At 61.9% G+C, this 17,267-nt stretch carries 20 protein-coding genes and 1 tRNA gene; 19 read left to right on the top strand and 2 right to left on the bottom strand.

The genetic code is table 11. The annotated features are described in order from the left end of the window. Window positions 1-123 precede the first annotated feature (123 nt). The 10 genes from hisA (at window position 124) to QTN24_RS22610 (ending at window position 6,552) form a co-directional block, all read left to right on the top strand. Window positions 124-867, top strand: a complete 744-nt coding sequence (gene hisA, locus QTN24_RS22655; RefSeq protein WP_313839971.1) for a 1-(5-phosphoribosyl)-5-[(5-phosphoribosylamino)methylideneamino]imidazole-4-carboxamide isomerase — start codon at window positions 124-126, stop codon at window positions 865-867. A 68-nt stretch (window positions 868-935) separates the two neighbouring features. Continuing rightward, window positions 936-1,706 carry an imidazole glycerol phosphate synthase subunit HisF gene (gene hisF / locus QTN24_RS22650; RefSeq protein WP_124683084.1) on the top strand — a complete coding sequence of 257 codons (771 nt, stop codon included), beginning with the start codon at window positions 936-938 and terminating at the stop codon, window positions 1,704-1,706. A gap of 2 nt (window positions 1,707-1,708) precedes the next feature. Beyond that, a complete protein-coding gene (gene hisI / locus QTN24_RS22645) occupies window positions 1,709-2,116 on the top strand; it encodes a phosphoribosyl-AMP cyclohydrolase (RefSeq protein ID WP_124683085.1) in 408 nt (135 codons plus the stop codon). Beyond that, window positions 2,113-2,481 carry a phosphoribosyl-ATP diphosphatase gene (locus QTN24_RS22640; RefSeq protein ID WP_124683086.1) on the top strand — a complete coding sequence of 123 codons (369 nt, stop codon included), beginning with the start codon at window positions 2,113-2,115 and terminating at the stop codon, window positions 2,479-2,481. Before hisI ends, QTN24_RS22640 begins: the two co-directional genes overlap by 4 nt. 68 nt (window positions 2,482-2,549) lie before the next feature. Further along, window positions 2,550-2,942 carry a DUF4870 family protein gene (locus QTN24_RS22635; protein ID WP_124683087.1) on the top strand — a complete coding sequence of 131 codons (393 nt, stop codon included), beginning with the start codon at window positions 2,550-2,552 and terminating at the stop codon, window positions 2,940-2,942. Between the two features lie 63 nt (window positions 2,943-3,005). Next, complete coding sequence (locus tag QTN24_RS22630) at window positions 3,006-3,362, top strand: histidine triad nucleotide-binding protein (RefSeq protein ID WP_124683088.1); 357 nt, start codon at window positions 3,006-3,008, stop codon at window positions 3,360-3,362. 156 nt (window positions 3,363-3,518) lie between these two features. Next, window positions 3,519-3,755: a Sec-independent protein translocase subunit TatA gene (gene tatA / locus QTN24_RS22625; protein WP_124683089.1), complete on the top strand. Its 237-nt coding sequence runs from the start codon at window positions 3,519-3,521 to the stop codon at window positions 3,753-3,755. 90 nt (window positions 3,756-3,845) lie between these two features. Continuing rightward, a complete protein-coding gene (tatB, locus tag QTN24_RS22620; protein ID WP_313839970.1) occupies window positions 3,846-4,367 on the top strand; it encodes a Sec-independent protein translocase protein TatB in 522 nt (173 codons plus the stop codon). Between the two features lie 2 nt (window positions 4,368-4,369). Continuing rightward, window positions 4,370-5,158, top strand: coding sequence for a twin-arginine translocase subunit TatC (tatC, locus tag QTN24_RS22615; protein ID WP_124683091.1), 789 nt, complete (start codon window positions 4,370-4,372; stop codon window positions 5,156-5,158). Window positions 5,159-5,412: 254 nt separating this feature from the next. Continuing rightward, window positions 5,413-6,552, top strand: coding sequence for a porin (locus QTN24_RS22610; RefSeq protein ID WP_124683092.1), 1,140 nt, complete (start codon window positions 5,413-5,415; stop codon window positions 6,550-6,552). 510 nt (window positions 6,553-7,062) lie between these two features. Here QTN24_RS22610 and QTN24_RS22605 read toward each other — a convergent pair. After that, window positions 7,063-8,256 (bottom strand): Do family serine endopeptidase, encoded by a 1,194-nt coding sequence (locus QTN24_RS22605; protein ID WP_124683093.1) that lies wholly within the window; start codon window positions 8,254-8,256, stop codon window positions 7,063-7,065. 19 nt (window positions 8,257-8,275) lie between these two features. Here QTN24_RS22605 and QTN24_RS22600 point away from each other — a divergent pair, with 19 nt between their 5' ends. Then, window positions 8,276-9,022 (top strand): Nif3-like dinuclear metal center hexameric protein, encoded by a 747-nt coding sequence (locus QTN24_RS22600; protein WP_124683094.1) that lies wholly within the window; start codon window positions 8,276-8,278, stop codon window positions 9,020-9,022. A 25-nt stretch (window positions 9,023-9,047) separates the two neighbouring features. On the opposite strand, the gene mscL is transcribed toward QTN24_RS22600, so the two are convergent. Beyond that, window positions 9,048-9,488, bottom strand: a complete 441-nt coding sequence (gene mscL, locus QTN24_RS22595; RefSeq protein WP_124685023.1) for a large conductance mechanosensitive channel protein MscL — start codon at window positions 9,486-9,488, stop codon at window positions 9,048-9,050. Between the two features lie 243 nt (window positions 9,489-9,731). Between mscL and petA the strand changes: the two genes are divergently transcribed. From petA to QTN24_RS22555, 8 genes are all read left to right on the top strand, one after another. Further along, window positions 9,732-10,349, top strand: a complete 618-nt coding sequence (gene petA, locus QTN24_RS22590; RefSeq protein WP_124683095.1) for a ubiquinol-cytochrome c reductase iron-sulfur subunit — start codon at window positions 9,732-9,734, stop codon at window positions 10,347-10,349. A gap of 2 nt (window positions 10,350-10,351) precedes the next feature. Beyond that, window positions 10,352-11,755 carry a cytochrome b gene (locus QTN24_RS22585; protein ID WP_124683096.1) on the top strand — a complete coding sequence of 468 codons (1,404 nt, stop codon included), beginning with the start codon at window positions 10,352-10,354 and terminating at the stop codon, window positions 11,753-11,755. Window positions 11,756-11,792: 37 nt separating this feature from the next. Continuing rightward, complete coding sequence (locus QTN24_RS22580; RefSeq protein WP_124683097.1) at window positions 11,793-12,536, top strand: cytochrome c1; 744 nt, start codon at window positions 11,793-11,795, stop codon at window positions 12,534-12,536. A 299-nt stretch (window positions 12,537-12,835) separates the two neighbouring features. Beyond that, window positions 12,836-13,447 carry a glutathione S-transferase N-terminal domain-containing protein gene (locus QTN24_RS22575; protein WP_008643086.1) on the top strand — a complete coding sequence of 204 codons (612 nt, stop codon included), beginning with the start codon at window positions 12,836-12,838 and terminating at the stop codon, window positions 13,445-13,447. Window positions 13,448-13,474: 27 nt separating this feature from the next. Beyond that, entirely contained in the window at window positions 13,475-13,975 is a 501-nt protein-coding gene (locus QTN24_RS22570) for a ClpXP protease specificity-enhancing factor (protein WP_313839969.1), read from the top strand. A gap of 52 nt (window positions 13,976-14,027) precedes the next feature. Then, window positions 14,028-14,103: transfer RNA gene (locus QTN24_RS22565), tRNA-Thr, on the top strand. 573 nt (window positions 14,104-14,676) lie between these two features. Further along, window positions 14,677-16,857 (top strand): sigma-70 family RNA polymerase sigma factor, encoded by a 2,181-nt coding sequence (locus QTN24_RS22560; RefSeq protein ID WP_313839968.1) that lies wholly within the window; start codon window positions 14,677-14,679, stop codon window positions 16,855-16,857. Continuing rightward, a complete protein-coding gene (locus QTN24_RS22555; protein WP_409559074.1) occupies window positions 16,785-17,177 on the top strand; it encodes a sigma factor-like helix-turn-helix DNA-binding protein in 393 nt (130 codons plus the stop codon). The genes QTN24_RS22560 and QTN24_RS22555 overlap by 73 nt, the downstream gene beginning before the upstream one ends. The last annotated feature ends 90 nt before the right edge of the window (window positions 17,178-17,267 follow it).

The raw sequence follows: 17,267 nt of genomic DNA, 5'->3' as shown, positions 1-17,267 counted from the left end.
CGTCGTTCAGAGCCACCGACCAGACTGCATCCACTGCATAACTGCCATGACCTGAACGCCGGCGCAGCCGCGCCGGCATCGCTACCTTTTCCCTTTTTACACAACCACCACGCTCGTTACGCTATGTTGCTCATTCCGGCCATCGACCTGAAGGACGGTCAGTGTGTACGCCTCAAACAAGGCGACATGGACCAGGCCACCGTCTTTTCCGAAGATCCCGCCGCCATGGCACGTCACTGGGTGGACCAGGGCGCGCGTCGCCTGCATCTGGTCGACCTGAACGGCGCTTTCGTGGGCAAGCCCCGCAACGAGGCCGCCATCAAGGCCATCATCGCCGAAGTGGGCGACGAGATTCCGGTGCAGCTCGGCGGTGGCATCCGCGACCTGAACACGATCGAGCGCTGGCTCGACGACGGCCTGTCGTACGTGATCATCGGCACGGCTGCCGTCAAGAACCCGGGCTTCCTGAAGGACGCCTGCTCGGCATTCGGCGGCCACATCATCGTCGGGCTCGATGCCAAGGACGGCAAGGTGGCTACCGACGGCTGGAGCAAGCTGACCGGCCACGAGGTGGCCGACCTGGCGCGCAAGTACGAGGACTACGGCGTCGAGGCCATCATCTATACCGACATTGGCCGCGACGGCATGCTGCAGGGCATCAATATCGACGCCACGGTCAAGCTGGCGCAGTCGATGTCGATCCCGGTGATCGCCAGCGGCGGGCTGTCGAACATGGCGGACATCAGCCAGCTCTGCGCGGTGGAGCGCGAGGGCGTGGAAGGCGTGATCTGCGGCCGTGCGATCTATTCGGGCGACCTGAACTTCACCGAAGCCCAGTCGTACGCCGACAAGCTGGCGTCCGAGTAACGCCATCCGGCGGGACGCCACAACCAGCCGCGCGTGGCGCAACGCGCGCGCGGCAGGCAAGGAACCTCATGCTAGCCAAACGTATCATCCCCTGCCTCGACGTGACCAACGGGCGGGTGGTCAAGGGTGTCAACTTCGTCGAACTGCGCGATGCGGGCGACCCGGTGGAGATCGCGCGCCGCTATGACGACCAGGGTGCCGATGAAATCACATTTCTCGACATTACTGCCACCAGCGACGGCCGCGACCTGATTCTGCACATCATCGAGAGCGTGGCGTCGCAGGTGTTCATCCCGCTGACGGTGGGTGGCGGCGTGCGCACGGTGGAGGATGTGCGGCGGCTGCTGAACGCCGGCGCGGACAAGATCAGCGTCAACTCGTCGGCCATCGCCAATCCGCAGCTTGTGTCCGATGCCACCGGCAAGTACGGCTCGCAGTGCATCGTGGTGGCCATCGACGCCAAGCGCAGCTCGGCGCCGGGCGAACCGGCGCGCTGGGAAGTGTTCACCCACGGCGGGCGCAAGGCGACGGGGCTCGACGCGGTGGAGTGGGCCAGCGAGATGGCCCGGCGCGGCGCGGGCGAGATCCTGCTCACGAGCATGGACCGCGACGGCACCAAGAGCGGATTCGACCTGGAACTGACGCGCGCGGTCAGCGACGCGGTGCCGGTGCCGGTCATCGCATCGGGCGGGGTCGGCGGCCTGCAGGACCTGGCCGACGGCATCAGGCTCGGCCACGCCGACGCGGTGCTGGCCGCCAGCATCTTCCACTATGGCCAGCACACCGTTGGCGAGGCAAAGGCATTCATGGCCCGCGAGGGCATCCCCGTCCGGATCTGATCATGGCAAAGAAGTGGCTGAACAAGGTGAAGTGGGACGACAACGGCCTGGTGCCGGTGATCGTCCAGGAAGTGGGCTCGAACGACGTGCTGATGTTCGCGTTCATGAACCGCGAGGCGCTGCAGCGCACCGTGGAACTGGGCGAGGCCGTGTTCTGGTCGCGCTCGCGCAAGCGGCTGTGGCACAAGGGCGAGGAATCGGGCCACGTGCAGAAGGTGCACGAGATCCGGCTGGACTGTGACGAGGACGTGGTGCTGCTGAAGGTGACCCAGGTGGACAGCATCGCCTGCCATACGGGCCGTCATTCGTGTTTCTTCCAGAAGTTCGCGGGCGACGCGGAATCGGGCGACTGGCAGACCGTGGAGCCGGTGCTGAAGGACCCGTCGACCATCTACGCGGCCAAATCATGAGCCAGGACCCGAATACCGCCGACATCCTGGCCCGCGTGGCGGCTACGCTGGAGTCGCGCAAGCCGGAAAACGGCGGCGACCCGGACACGTCGTACGTGGCAAAGCTGTACCGGAAGGGCGACGACGCGATCCTGAAGAAGATCGGCGAGGAAGCCACCGAGACCGTGATGGCCGCCAAGGACGCCCGCGCGGCGGGCCTGGGCGCCGAGGCCGTCGACAAGGTCGTCTACGAGGTGGCCGACCTCTGGTTCCACACGATGGTGCTGTTGTCGCACATCGGCGCCACCCCGGCGGACGTCGTGAACGAACTGGCGCGGCGCGAAGGGCTCTCCGGTCTGGTCGAGAAAGCCAGCCGCAAGGAGTAGCATTGAGCCTATGGCCGCCCGGACATCGTCCGGACATGGCTTAATGCGGCACAACGCTGGAGGGCACGATGGCGACGGACTACACCACGCAGGTCACGACGACGGCAGACACGGACAAGCTGGACGGGCTGCGCAAGCTCACGCACATCCTGTATGCGCTGTACGCCATCCACTGGTTCACGGGCGGCATCACGGCGCTGATCGCGATCATCGTCAACTACGTGAAGCGCGACGACACGCGCGGCACCGTCTATGCCTCGCACTTCGCCTGGCAGATCCGGACGTTCTGGTGGTCGATCGTCTGGTATGTGGTGGGCGGGTTCATGTTTGTGACGGTGCTGCTGTTCCCGGTGGCGATCGGCGTATTCTGCGTGTTGTCACTGTGGATACTGTATCGTATCGTCAAGGGTTGGCTTTACCTGAACGACCGCAAGCCGATGTACCCCGGCGAGGCGCTCTGAGGCGCCGCCATCCGGTAATCGCCACATTTCTCCAACGGGTCGACAGGCTGCAACAAGAACTTCATGAAATCCCAGGACAATTGCGTTTTCTGCAAGATCGTGGCCGGCCAGATCCCGTCGAACAAGGTGTACGAGGACGACGACCTGCTGGCGTTTCACGATATCCATCCCAAGGCGCCGGTACACTTTCTGGTTATTCCGAAATCGCACGTCGATTCGCTGGCCGAATGCGGACCCGGCGATGCGGGGGTGCTTGCTAGAATAATGCTCAAGGTGCCTGAACTGGCGCGCCTTGCCGGCTGCAGCAACGGGTTCCGGACGGTGATCAATACCGGCACGGACGGCGGGCAGGAGGTATTCCACCTCCACCTGCACGTACTCGGCGGCCCGCGCGACCAGTGGCAGTCACCGGCGTTCTGAGGGGATTATCAGAAGCCTGAGTATGAGAGCGGCCCGGGCAGCGATGCCCGGCCGAATGCTGCGCCGGCCACCGTCGCCCGGCGCAGCCTTTGAGGGACGGAACTACGGGGCCGGGCGACCTTTATCCGCCGCCCGCGGCTTTATCAGGAGCAAGAAATGGGTTCGTTTAGCATTTGGCACTGGCTGATCGTGCTGGTGATCGTCATGCTCGTCTTCGGTACCAAGAAGCTGCGCAATATCGGCCAGGATCTGGGCGGCGCGGTGAAGGGCTTCAAGGACGGCATGAAGGACAGCAACGGCGAGGAACCCGGTGCCAAGCCGGCCCCTGCCAAGGAGCTGCGCGACGCCACCACGATCGACGTGGAAGCCAAGGAAAAGCAGCGCCAGGAATAATCCGCAGCCGGATTCTTCCTTGTTTGCCATTCATCCGGCGGCCGCGCCCGGCGCGGCCAGCCTGTCCCGTGTCACTGTTCCGATGTCCGCATGATTGATCTCGGCATTTCCAAGCTGGCACTGATCGGCGCCGTGGCGCTGATCGTGATCGGCCCCGAGCGTCTGCCGAAGGTGGCCCGTACGGTTGGCGCACTGGTCGGCCGCGCGCAGCGCTATATCAACGACGTGAAGGCCGAGGTCAGTCGCGAGGTGGAACTCGAGGAACTGCGCAAGATGCGCACGGAATTCGAGAACGCCGCGCGCGACGTTGAGCAGACCATCCACAAGGAAGTCAGCGAGCATACGCAGGCGCTGAACGAGGCGCTCAACGGCGAGACCACGGACGTGGCCGGCACCGGCACCGGCGCTACCGACGTCAGCGCCGGCTATGTGCCGAGCTGGGACAGCGCGCACAAGACCCGCAACGGCCGCAAGAGCTGGCGCGTCAAGCAGGGTGCGCGGCCGATCTGGTTCAAGCGCCAGCAGAACGTCCGCGTGTGGGTGCAGTCGGGCGCCGCGCGCGTCAAGCGCCATCGCCCGGCCAGCGGCCGTAACCGTTCCTTCTTCGAGTAAGCATGGCGGGCCAGAATCCCAACGACCCCAACGACGAGTCCCAGCAAGAGACCTTCATTTCCCACCTGATCGAACTGCGCGAGCGGCTGGTGAAGGCGGTGGCCGGGGTGCTCGTCGTGTTCCTGTGCCTGGTGTACTGGGCCGCGGAAATCTTCAATATCTTCTCGTCCCCGCTGACCGAAGCGCTGCCCAAGGGCGGCCGCATGATCGTCACCGACGTCACCGGCTCGTTCTTCGTGCCGATGAAGGTGACGATGCTCGTGTCGTTCCTGATCGCGCTGCCGTGGGTGCTCTACCAGGTCTGGCGCTTCGTGGCGCCGGGGCTGTACCAGCATGAGAAGAAGCTGATCATGCCGCTGGTGACCAGCAGCTACGTGCTGTTCCTGTGCGGCGTGGCCTTCGCGTATTTCCTGGTGTTCCCGACCGTGTTCCATTTCATGGCGCATTACAACGCGCCGCTCGGGGCCGACATGTCGACCGACATCGACAAGTACCTGAGTTTCGCGATGACCACGTTCCTGGCGTTCGGCATCACATTTGAAGTACCGGTGGTGGTAATCGTGCTGGTCCGGTTTGGCGTGGTGGAACTGGAGAAATTGAAGCAGATCCGGCCGTATGTGATTGTCGGGGCTTTCATTATCGCGGCCGTGGTTACCCCGCCTGATGTGATGTCGCAACTGTTATTGGCCGTGCCGCTCGTGCTGCTGTACGAACTGGGCCTGTTGATGGCGCGTTTTGTGTCGAAACAGCCACTGGGCGCGCCTGCCGAGGGCGAAACGCAGCCCGACTAAGTTCCGGCGACCTTGTAAATCCCCTGTATCACGCAGCTCTGGATGCTGCGTTTTGCACCATATTGGGGAAATTGCCCCCGATTGCTGTTGCTTCGTCACAACAAGAACCGCCAGTAAACCGTGTTTACGGCGAAAAAGACTTCTGACGGGCCGGGGGGGTGACACATAATACGACGCAGACGTGAAGGTTAATGCGTCGCCCAAGCACTTGGGCAACCAAGATTTCCCAATCAGTTGACAAGGAAAGTGTCGATATGAAGATGAAACTGTTTGCAGCTGCCGTTGCCGCTCTGGCCGCCGGCGGCGCCTATGCCCAGTCCAGCGTGACCCTGTACGGTGTGGTTGACGCCGGTGTCGAGTACGCTAACCACCAACCGGGCGTGGCTGGTAGCCACGACGTCGTGCGCCTGACCTCGGGCAACATGTCCGGCAGCCGTTGGGGCCTGCGTGGCGTGGAAGATCTGGGCGGTGGCCTGAAGGGCATCTTCGTGCTGGAAAGCGGTTTCAACGTTGACACCGGTACGCAGGGTCAAGGTAACCGTCTGTTCGGCCGTCAAGCTTTCGTCGGTGTGCAAAGCCAGTTCGGTACGCTGAGCCTGGGTCGTCACCAAACGCCGCTGTATGACTTCGGTCTGGCCTTCGATCCGATGGCCATCTCGACGAACTACTCGATCACCACGCAAGACGGCGGTTTCGCCAGCCGTGCTGACAACTCGATCAAGTACACGGGTACGTTCGGCGGCCTGACCGGCTCGCTGCTGTACAGCACCGGCTCGAACACCGGCGCCACTGCAGGCAACGCCTACCAAGGCAATGCCGGCGAAGTTCCGGGCAACTACAAGCTGGGCCGCGAATACGCTGCCAGCCTGATCTACAACGGTGGCCCGTTCTCGATCGGTGCCGTGTATGACGAAGTCAACCCGGGTATCGCCCTGGCTGACGACGCCAAGATCCGCCGCGCTTCGGTTGCCGGTACGTACGCTTTCGGCCCGGCCAAGGTGTTCGCTGGTTACCGTTGGGCCAAGGCATCGGACGGTGCCCGCCTGGCCGGTGGTACGCTGGCTGACGGCACGGTCGCTTCGTCGCGCTCGAACCTGTACTGGCTGGGCATGGGTTACCAGCTGACCCCGGCCCTGTCGCTGACGGGCGCTGCTTACTACCAAGACTTCAACAACACCGGCGCCGATCCGTGGAGCTTCGTGGTGTCGACGGACTACGCTTTCTCGAAGCGTACCGACGCATACCTGAACGTTTCGTACGCGAAGAACAAGGACGGTTCGACCCTGGGCGTGTCGTCGGGTGGTCCGGGCGCCATCGCTGGTTCGGGCTTCGGCACGACCCAAGGCTCGGCTAACCAGTTCGGCGCCGTGGTTGGTGTTCGCCACAAGTTCTAATTTGATGCGGGTGTGAGCCCGCTCAGATTCGGCTTGATCGAAACGCCGGTATCCGCAAGGATGCCGGCGTTTTGTCTTTGGGGGGGTGGCTAACACGAACTGGCCGGGCGACGTCCCCAGGCAGTATTTTCGAAGTCCTACTAAAGACTGGCAGCGTCTGATGTGCTGTGCAGCGCGACGCGCCCGCCAAAGCCACCGGTCAGGACCTGGCCGCAATCGAGCGCCGCGACAGCGGGAGGACCGTGGTGCCTCGGACCTCTGCCGCAAGCGCTGCCGCGCCGGGCAGGACGCGCCACCGCACCAGTGCACCCTTTCAACATGGAACACTGCCCCGGCATCGGCACACATGCCGCGACGATCCCTGCCCCTGGCCATCCTTCGCCACACCCAGCGCCAGCCGGCCAAAAGAAAACCCCCGCCATGGCTGGCGGGGGTTTTTATCTTGCTCGAAGGACTCAGGCGAAGAAGTTTCTCAGCCCGCAGCCCTTAGCCGCTAATCGCTAGCCGCGATCACTCATCGTCTTCCAGCGGCATCGCCCGGCGCGGTGGCGGCGGGCGCTTACCGATGGTGACCGTGATATCGGCCGGCTTGCCGCGGCGGATTACCTTCATCTTCACGTCGGCACCGGGCTTGAGCTGAGCGATGGCGTTCAGCAGCGCGGTAGTGTCCGAGATGACCTGGTTGTCCACCGATACCAGCACGTCGCCGGGCCGCACGCCAGCCTTGTCCGCCGGGCCGCCCTGGACCACGGCCGCGATCAATGCGCCTTCCTTGGCGTCCAGGCCGAACGACTCGGCAATCTCGGGCGTCAGGTCCTGCGGTTCGACGCCGATCCAGCCGCGCGTCACGCTACCCGTGGAGATGATCGACTCCATCACCTGCTTGGCCGTCGACACCGGAATCGCAAAGCCGATGCCCAGCGACCCGCCCGAGCGCGAATAGATGGCCGTGTTGATGCCCAGCAGGTTGCCCTGCGCATCGACCAGCGCGCCGCCCGAGTTGCCCGGATTGATCGCCGCGTCGGTCTGGATGAAGTTCTCGAACGTATTGATGCCCAGGTGGCTGCGACCCAGCGCCGACACGATACCCATCGTCACGGTCTGGCCCACGCCGAACGGGTTGCCGATCGCCAGCACCACGTCGCCGACCTTCACGTTCTCGATCCGGCCCAGCGTGATGGCCGGCAGGTCCTTGAGCGTGATCTTCAGCACGGCCAGGTCGGTTTCCGGGTCGGACCCGACGACCTTGGCGTTGGCCTTGCGGCCATCGGTCAGCGCCACTTCGATCTCGTCGGCGCCGTCGACGACATGGTGGTTGGTTAGAATGTAGCCCTCGGCGCTGACGATCACGCCCGAGCCCAGGCTGGACACCGGCTCCTGGCGCTCCGGCAGCCGGTCGCCGAAGAAGAACCGGAACCACGGGTCCTCTGCCTGCGGATTGGGCGACCGCTTCGAGCCGTTCTTGCTGGTGAAGATATTGACCACCGCCGGCATGGCTTCCTTGGCGGCGTCACTGTAGGACCCCTGCGCGGCGGACTCCGCCACGCTCGGCACCACTTCCTTCAGTGCCACGATGGGCGACCCCGACTGCACAGCCACCCGCCCGCGCTGCAGCCACTCGGGTTTGAGCGTGGCTATCACGAACCACACGGCCAGCACGACCGTGACGGCCTGAGCGAAGAACAGCCAGAATCGGCGCAACATATTGGAGTTTGACCCGGAAATGAAAACCAAAGAGCTGGAATTGTACTTGAACGACCTGCTGGAGGTTCCCCGTTTCAAGGACTATTGCCCGAACGGACTCCAAGTGCAAGGTCGGCCCGACGTCACCCATATCGTCACCGGCGTCACGGCGAGCCTGGCGCTGGTGGACGCGGCCATCGAAGCCGGCGCCGACGCCATCCTGGTCCATCACGGTTATTTCTGGAAGAACGAGGATGCACGGGTCATCGGTCAGAAACACGCAAGATTGAAGAAACTGCTGGGTGCCGACATCAACCTGATGGCCTACCACCTGCCGCTCGACAATCATCCCGAACTCGGCAACAACGCCCAGCTCGGGCTGCAGCTGGGTCTGCAGCCCAACGGCCGCTTCAGCGATGACCAGCTTGGATGGACCGGCACGCTGCTGCAGCCGATGCCGCTCCACACCTTTGCCGCGCACGTTGGCGGCGTGCTGGAGCGCGAGCCGCTGACCATTGGCGATCCCGACCAGATGGTGCGCAGCGTGGGCTGGTGTACCGGCGGCGCGCAGGGCTACTTCGCGGCGGCCGTGGCAGCCGGCGTGGACGTCTATATCAGTGGGGAAGTTTCCGAGCCGACCACGCATCTGGCGCGCGAGAGCGGCGTGGCGTATATCGCGGCCGGCCATCACGCCACGGAGCGCTACGGCATCCGCGCCGTGGGTGAACATCTGGCGCAGCGGTTCGACCTGCGCCACACCTTCATCGATATTCCGAACCCGGTCTGAGCGGCCGGGTCCGGGCAGGGCGCTGTCAGGCGCGCGGGGGCACCGTCCGCAGGCTGTCGCGGATCTCGCGCAGCAGCTTGATATCCTCGGGCGTCTCGGCCGGCTTGGGCGCCTCCTCGTGCTTCTCGCGCATTTTGTTGAAGGCCCGGACCATCATGAAGATGATGAAGGCGAGGATCACAAAGTTGACCACGATGGTCAGGAAATTGCCGTAGGCAAACACCGGCACGCCAGCCTTCTTCAGCGCGTCCAGCGTGTGGGGCACGCCCGGCGGCGGCTCGGCCAGCGCGACGAACATGTTGGAAAAGTCGAGTTTGCCGACGACGCGGCCCACCAGCGGCATGATCAGGTCATTGACAACCGAATCAACGATCTTTCCAAACGCGGCGCCGATGATCACACCGACTGCGAGGTCGATCACATTGCCGCGCATCGCAAAAGTTCGGAACTCGCTCATCATTCCCATCGGTTTTTCTCCAATTTGTTGTTCCAGATTAACGTTTGTGTTTGACGAAGCCTGCATCATCGCACCCTCGAGTGCAAGTCTGGATGCCGCGTTCGAACGCTTTCCCCGCGATCCCGCGGCCGATCCCATGACCGATTATCGGCGCCACGGCTATCAGTAGTTCGCCTATCGTCGCCAGATGTGCCTCAGGTATAATTTTTTGTTGACGCAGGATTCAATTGATGACATCCCCTGGGGTTTGGAATGAGTGACCAGCAAGACGTGAAGAACGTGGACAAAGGTCGCCGCAATTGGTTGATCGCGACTTCTGTCGCGGGCGGCGTAGGAGGCGTAGCGGTAGCAGTTCCATTTGTCAGTACTTTTGCCCCATCCGAAAAGGCCAAGGCCGCCGGGGCACCAGTGGAGGCGGATATCGGCGCGCTCAAGCCCGGCGAGATGATGACCGTGGAATGGCGCGGCAAGCCCGTCTGGATCCTGCGGCGCACCCCCGAGATGCTGGCCTCGCTCAAGAAGACCGACGCTGAAGTCGCGGATCCCAATTCCGACGTTCCTTTCACGATGAAGACGCCGGACTATTGCAAGAATGAGACCCGCTCGCGTGCCGAACACAAGGACCTGCTGGTCGTGGTCGGCATCTGCTCCCACCTTGGCTGCTCGCCGTCGGGCCCGTTCGCCTCGGGCGCCAATCCGCAGCTCGGCGCCGACCCCGGCTTTCTCTGTCCGTGCCACGGTTCCACCTTCGACCTCGCGGGCCGCGTGTTCAAGAACAAGCCTGCCCCGCAGAATCTTGACGTCCCCCCGTACCAGTTCCTGACCGACACCAAGATCGTGATCGGCAAGGACGAGAAAGGAGAAGCGTGATCATGGCGGCCGAAAAAGAAGTCAAGACCACCGGGCTGCTGGGCTGGATCGACGCCCGATTCCCCGCCACCCAGCTCTGGGAAGACCACCTCTCCAAGTACTACGCACCGAAGAACTTCAACTTCTGGTATTTCTTCGGCTCGCTGGCGCTGCTGGTGCTGGTGATCCAGATCGTCACCGGCATCTTCCTGGTGATGAACTACAAGCCCGACGGCACGCTGAACGCCGCCGGCATTCCCGTGGCGTTCGCCAGCGTGGAATTCATCATGCGAGAAGTCCCGTGGGGCTGGCTGGTGCGCTACATGCATTCCACCGGCGCCTCGGCGTTCTTCGTCGTCGTGTACCTGCACATGTTCCGCGGCCTGCTCTACGGCTCGTACCGCAAGCCGCGCGAGCTGGTCTGGATCTTCGGCTGCCTGATCTTCCTGTGCCTGATGGCCGAGGCGTTCATGGGCTACCTGCTGCCCTGGGGCCAGATGTCGTACTGGGGCGCGCAGGTGATCGTGAACCTGTTCTCGGCGATTCCGGTGATCGGCCAGGACCTGTCGCTGTTCATCCGCGGCGACTACGTCGTCAGCGATGCCACGCTGAACCGCTTCTTCTCGTTCCACGTGATCGCCGTGCCGCTGGTGCTGCTGGGCCTGGTGGTGGCGCACATCATCGCGCTGCACGAGGTGGGTTCGAACAACCCGGACGGTGTGGAGATCAAGGCCAAGAAGGACGAGAATGGCGTGCCGCTGGATGGCATCCCGTTCCACCCGTACTACTCCGTGCACGACATGCTGGGCGTGGCCGGCTTCCTGATCATCTTCTCGGCCGTGATCTTCTTCTTCCCGGAAGTGGGCGGCTATTTCCTGGAAGCCAACAACTTCTTCCCGGCTGATCCGCTCAAGACGCCGCCGCACATCGCCCCGGTCTGGTACTTCACGCCGTTCTACTCGATGCTGCGCGCCACGACCTCGAACTTCCTGCCGATCCTGTGGCTGTTCTTCGCGTTCGTGCTGGGCATGGTGTTCCTGCGCACGAAGGACGCGCGCATCCGCATCGGCTCGGTGGCCGTGCTGGTGGTGCTGGCCGTCGGCTTCTACTTCATCGACGCCAAGTTCTGGGGCGTGCTGGTGATGGGCGGCTCGGTGATCGTGCTGTTCTTCCTGCCGTGGCTGGACTGCTCGCCGGTCAAGTCCATCCGCTACCGTCCCGCCTTCCACAAGTCGATCCTGATCGTCTTCGTGGTGGTGTTCCTGATCCTGGGTTACCTGGGGGTGCAACCGCCGTCGCCGGTAGGCGAGAAGGTGTCGCAGCTCGGTACGCTGCTGTACTTCGCCTTCTTCCTGACCATGCCGCTGTGGAGCCGCGCCGGCACGTTCAAGCCGGTGCCGGATCGCGTCACGTTCCACCCGCACTAAGACGCCGCGCGACCCTACAAGAGGACAAGGACCCAAGATGAAAAAGTTGCTTTCGATCTTCGCACTGGTCGGCGCATGCTTTGCCGCCATGCCGGCGATGGCCGCGGAAGGGGGCTATCCGCTGGAGCCCGCGCCGCTGGATACGAGCGATGTGTCGTCGCTGCAGCGCGGTGCCAAGCTGTTCGTCAACTACTGCCTGAACTGCCATGGCGCGTCGATGATGCGCTACAACCGGCTCAAGGACCTGGACCTGACCGACGACCAGATCCGCCAGAACCTGCTGTTCACGGCGGACAAGGTGGGCGAGACCATGACGATCGCGCTGCCGCCGAAGGACGCCAAGACGTTCTTCGGCGCCGCGCCGCCCGACCTGTCGGTCATCGCCCGCGCCCGCGGCAACGACTGGCTCTATACCTACCTGCGCACGTTCTACCGTGACGACACCCGCGCGACGGGCTGGAACAACCTGGTTTTCCCGGCCGTGGGCATGCCGCACGTGCTCTGGGAACTGCAAGGCCAGCGCGCGCCGAAGTTCACCGAAGTGGAAGAACATGGCCACAAGGTCCACAAGCTGGCCGGCTGGGAGCAGCTGACCCCGGGCAAGATGAGCACGCAGGAGTACGACCAGGCGGTTGCCGACCTGGTCAACTACCTGAGCTGGATGGCAGAGCCGGCGCAGAGCCACCGCAAGCGCCTGGGCGTCTGGGTGCTGCTGTTCCTGGGCGTGCTGATGGTGTTCGTGTGGCGCCTGAACGCCGCCTACTGGAAGGATGTGAAGTAATGCCCAGCGGCGCGACAGGGCGCCGTCGGCCGCAAGCCAGGATGTAACAGTCGGCCCTGTCGCCTCCAGGGGCCGGCGCGGAAGTTGCACCAGTGCAGCACCGCGCCGGCCCTTTGTATTTGTAGGTTTGGATGGCCAGGTGACGTCTAATCCCCGTCAGACCGGCGTCCGGCTATTTGTAACTAATTTGCTTTTCGATGGGCCGTTCTGACAGAATGTTTGCCCTGTCTGAACTAGCACCGCCGAGTGTGTCAAATCGCAATGGATTTGGCGCACTTCACACCCAAGGAATCCAAACCATGATGGTGTTGTATTCGGGTACCACCTGCCCGTTTTCCCAACGTTGCCGCCTCGTCCTGTTCGAAAAGGGCATGGACTTCGAAATCCGCGACGTGGACCTGTTCAACAAGCCGGAAGATATTTCGGTGATGAACCCGTACGGCCAGGTGCCGATCCTCGTCGAACGTGACCTGATCCTGTACGAATCGAACATTATCAACGAGTACATCGACGAGCGCTTCCCGCACCCGCAGCTCATGCCGGCCGACCCGGTGCAGCGTGCCCGGGCCCGCCTGTTCCTCTTCAACTTCGAAAAGGAACTGTTCACCCACGTCTACGTGCTGGAGAACGAAAAGGGCAAGGCCGCCGAGAAGAACCACGAACGCGCCCGCGCCGCCATCCGCGACCGCCTGACCCAGCTGGCGCCGATCTTCGTCAAGAACAAGTACATGCTGGGCGAGGAATTCTCGATGCTCGACGTCGCGATCGCCCCGCTGCTGTGGCGCCTGGACCACTACGGTATCGAGCTGTCGAAGAACGCCGCGCCGCTGCTGAAGTACGCCGAGCGCATCTTCAGCCGTCCGGCCTATATCGAAGCACTGACCCCGTCCGAAAAGGTCATGCGTCGCTAAGACGTACCGACGCCACCGCCACGCGTAATGCCAGAAACCTCCACCAAGCCCTACCTGATCCGCGCCATCTACGAATGGTGTACCGATAACGGCTTCACGCCGTACATCGCAGTGTTCGTCGACGCCAACACGAACGTGCCGCGCGAATTCGTCAAGAACAACGAAATCGTGCTGAACGTGAGCTTTGACGCAACCAGCGGACTGGACATGGGCAACGAGTGGATCAGCTTCAGCGCACGCTTCGGTGGCGTATCGCGCAAGATCGACGTGCCCGTGGAAAGCGTGCTGGCGATCTATGCGCGCGAGAACGGCCAGGGCATGGCCTTCCCGGTGGAACGCAGCATCCCCGAAACCCAGGCCGCCACGGAGCGCGAAAACAACCCGCCTCCCAAGCTGGCATCGGTCGACGCGGACACGCCCGCAACGGTCCCCGCGGAAGCGGGCATCGAAGGCCCGGACGACGATCCCACGCCGCCGCCCGTCCCACGCATCGGCGGCAAGAAGCCATCCCTGAAGGTCGTCAAATAAGCCATCGCCAAGACACACCGCATAAAGTAGAATCGCGGTCTGCACCAGACATGCCGGCTTAGCTCATCAGGTAGAGCAGTTGATTTGTAATCATCAGGTGGCGGGTTCGAGTCCTGCAGCCGGCACCACATTTTCCCCAACGTTTTTGAACGTTGGCACTAAAAGCCCCGCCAAGCCTAGCTTCGCGGGGTTTTTTTGTTTTCGTCAGTCCAGGCCGCTCAGTTCATCGGCAACCTTGCAGTGCAGCATTCTTGTGGAGAAGGCTGGGAATGAGCTAAAAACCGTGACTAGGGGAGCGTGCAAATTTCCGAGTGCAGCCGTACGAAAATATGTTGGCAGGTTCGCCGTGCGCCTCGATCGCACTCCAAGACGAGTCAGGCGAAGTGGCGTTCCAGTTTCGTGCTAGCGCTAAAATTACACAGCTGGGCTCCAAGGACCAACTCGCCATGTCGCTCCATATCAAGGCCATTGAATTCTCTCGGATCATGGGCCGGAGCGGCCGACAGCAAGCGACACAATCCCGGCAAGATCGGCCAACTTCATGCTGGAGTTACGCGCTCGCACAAGCATTCAGGGCACAGAAGTGGGAGAACTCCCAAGTTGTAACTTAACGTAACCTATGATGAAATCATCAAATAAATTTTCCGCCGTGCCCTTGTGCGGCAGCCGCCCGGAACGTCAAAGGTTTATGTAGAACAGAGATGAGCACTGGTGAGCCGGCAAAGCTGCATCCAATGCTGAAGCTTGCGCTGAGAAACGGTGTTACAGCCGCCGTTGCGGTTCAGATTCGCAGGTCCGATTGTGCCAACGCGCGTGACGCAAATGGTGATACGCCGCTGATAATCGCTGCAGCCCACGGGCATCTGGATATCTGCAAGCTGCTTGTGGAAAATGGTGCCGACCTTGCCGCCACCGACCAAGCGGGCGCGACTGCCTATTTCAAGGCGCTCGCTTGCAGGAAACTGGATGTGGCCGATTGGCTCGCATCTTTCGGAAGGCAGTCGACACCAATTTCGGATCCCGTTTTCGTTCTCGAAGCAGACAGCCGGCCCAGCGATCGCGCTTGTGAAAGGATCCCTTCGCGCCGATGTGCCGATATTCCTGTCGGCCAAGCTTCGGATGCAATCGGCTCGAGCATCGAGTTAGTAGGCACCGGCAGTTCCAACAGGATTCCTGAGATTGAGGACTTGTTTGGGTGGGCGCCTGAGGGAGTCTCGGCGGTTCCGGCAAGCGATGTCGCTTGCCGGGAGGCTGCTGAAGAACGGCAGAAAGCGATCACTCGACATAAGCCCCAAAATAGCGATGCAGATTGGGCGGACGTTTCATTTGCCCTGCCCGAAGTAGGGGAGCTCTCGATTCCCCAAGCGGGCGACCTGTCGCTGATTAATGATCTTCTCCTCGACGGCTTGGCAGCGGGCAGATTGTCGTCCTCTTCAATTGCCGCTGCATGCGATTCGCAATTCGGCGCCGCTGGCGAAACTGTTGTTCCTCAGCTGACGGCGATCGTGCTCGATCTTCCCATCATCCTTGACGAGGACGATGGACCGACGACGACGGGAAGGATGAATCCGAACGCTGACGATGCTGACTTAGTCGCCGAGGCATTGGGGCGCCTGAGGGAGAGGCTCAATAGCGGGCCGGACCGTGTGTGGGCGTTGTATGCGCGGGACCTCGGTGCGACCAAACCCCTGACGCGGCAGCAAGAAGTTGCGACGGCCAAACGAATCGAAGCCGGTCGCCGGGACACCATGGATGCTTTATGTGATTGCCCGTTGATCATCGCCGATTTATTGGCAAAAGCCCGATGTGTCGCGAATGATGAAGCTCGAATTGAAGGGCTTGTCGATGGGATGGTCGATCTCGATTCTTGCGTTGTGATTTGTGAGGGCCGCGAGATCTGCCCTTTCTCAGGTGAGGTCAGCCCAATTGACGGCGAGCGTAACGATGAAGAGGAGGGCTCCGTCCACGCCTCCTCACCGCATGACCTAGTGGTGCTCAAACGGAACGCGTTGGAAATTTTCCGCGCTATCGGAGCGGACTTCGAAGCGTTGGAGCAGGCACTGGAACTCAATGGATATGGTTCGGCTTCATACAACCGCGCGCGAGATGCCATTCGCAAAGAGTTGGAGAAGCTTCGCATTGCGAGCCGGGCCGTGGATCAACTGCGCGACACGTTGCATAGCTGCGTTGCTACGTTCAGAAAATTGGAGAGCGAGATCCGTTGCATTGCAATAGACAAATGCGGCATCCCAGCCTCCGATTTCGAGGCGTACTTTGTAGAAAGCGAGACAAGCCTCGATTGGTTCTTGAGCACCGGAGCAACAAACGTACCGCATTGGCAACAGCTCATGCGCCACGCACCTGCTTTGAAGGACCTACGGCGAGAGCTAGTTGCGCTGCAGGGCAAGGTGAGACTGCCATTAAGACAGCTCGAAAATCTTTGCGCCAGAGTGCAGGCGAGCGAATTACGCACGCGACAAGCCAAGCACGAGATGACAAATGCCAACCTGCGCCTTGTCTTGTCGATTGCGAGGAAATACTCGAGCCGGGGCCTTGAATATCTCGATGTCGTGCAAGAAGGGAACATTGGTTTGATGAGAGCCGTAGACAAGTTCGAGCCTCGACGAGGCTTCAAGTTCTCTACCTATGCTACCTGGTGGATACGGCAGGCCATCACCCGCGCGATTGCAGATCAGGCGCGGACGATCCGAGTTCCTGTCCATATGATCGAGTCGATCATCCGCATGTATCGCATTTCCCGACGGATCGAGCAGCGTACGGCTCGTTACCCGACGTGCCGACGCTTGCCATGGAGCTTGATGTGTCAGAGGACAAGGTCAGGCAGTATCTGCGCATCGCTGCAGGAGAACCTACGTCTCTAGACATCAGGGCGGAGGGCAAGTTGGACGAAAGCATTGGCGATGGCTTGATGGATCCAGCTCCAAATCAGGAACAAACCTTGATGAAATCTCAGATGGCTGACGCCATCGACCTCGCTCTCTCCAACCTGCCGGCGCGACCAGCGAAAGTACTGAAGCTCCGATTCGGACTGGATACGAAGACCGATTTCACCTTGGAGGAGGTAGGGAGTTTGTTCGATGTCACGCGCGAGCGCATCAGGCAGATAGAAAACAAGGCGCTACGCACGTTGGGGCATCCTAATCGGTCCACCGCCCTTGCCATTTTTCTCGACGCCGATTGAGCGGCGGCGTACTGGTCATATAGCTAGCCAAATACGGAAGATGGAAATAACAACGAAGTCCAATGCGCCTCCGTTCTCCCGCCACGCTCC

Source organism: Cupriavidus sp. SZY C1, from assembly GCF_032190535.1.
In the GTDB taxonomy this organism is placed as follows: Bacteria; Pseudomonadota; Gammaproteobacteria; order Burkholderiales; family Burkholderiaceae; genus Cupriavidus; species Cupriavidus pauculus_C.
Note: the sequence above shows the minus strand (reverse complement) of the source record. Positions and strands in the feature narration are given on the sequence as shown.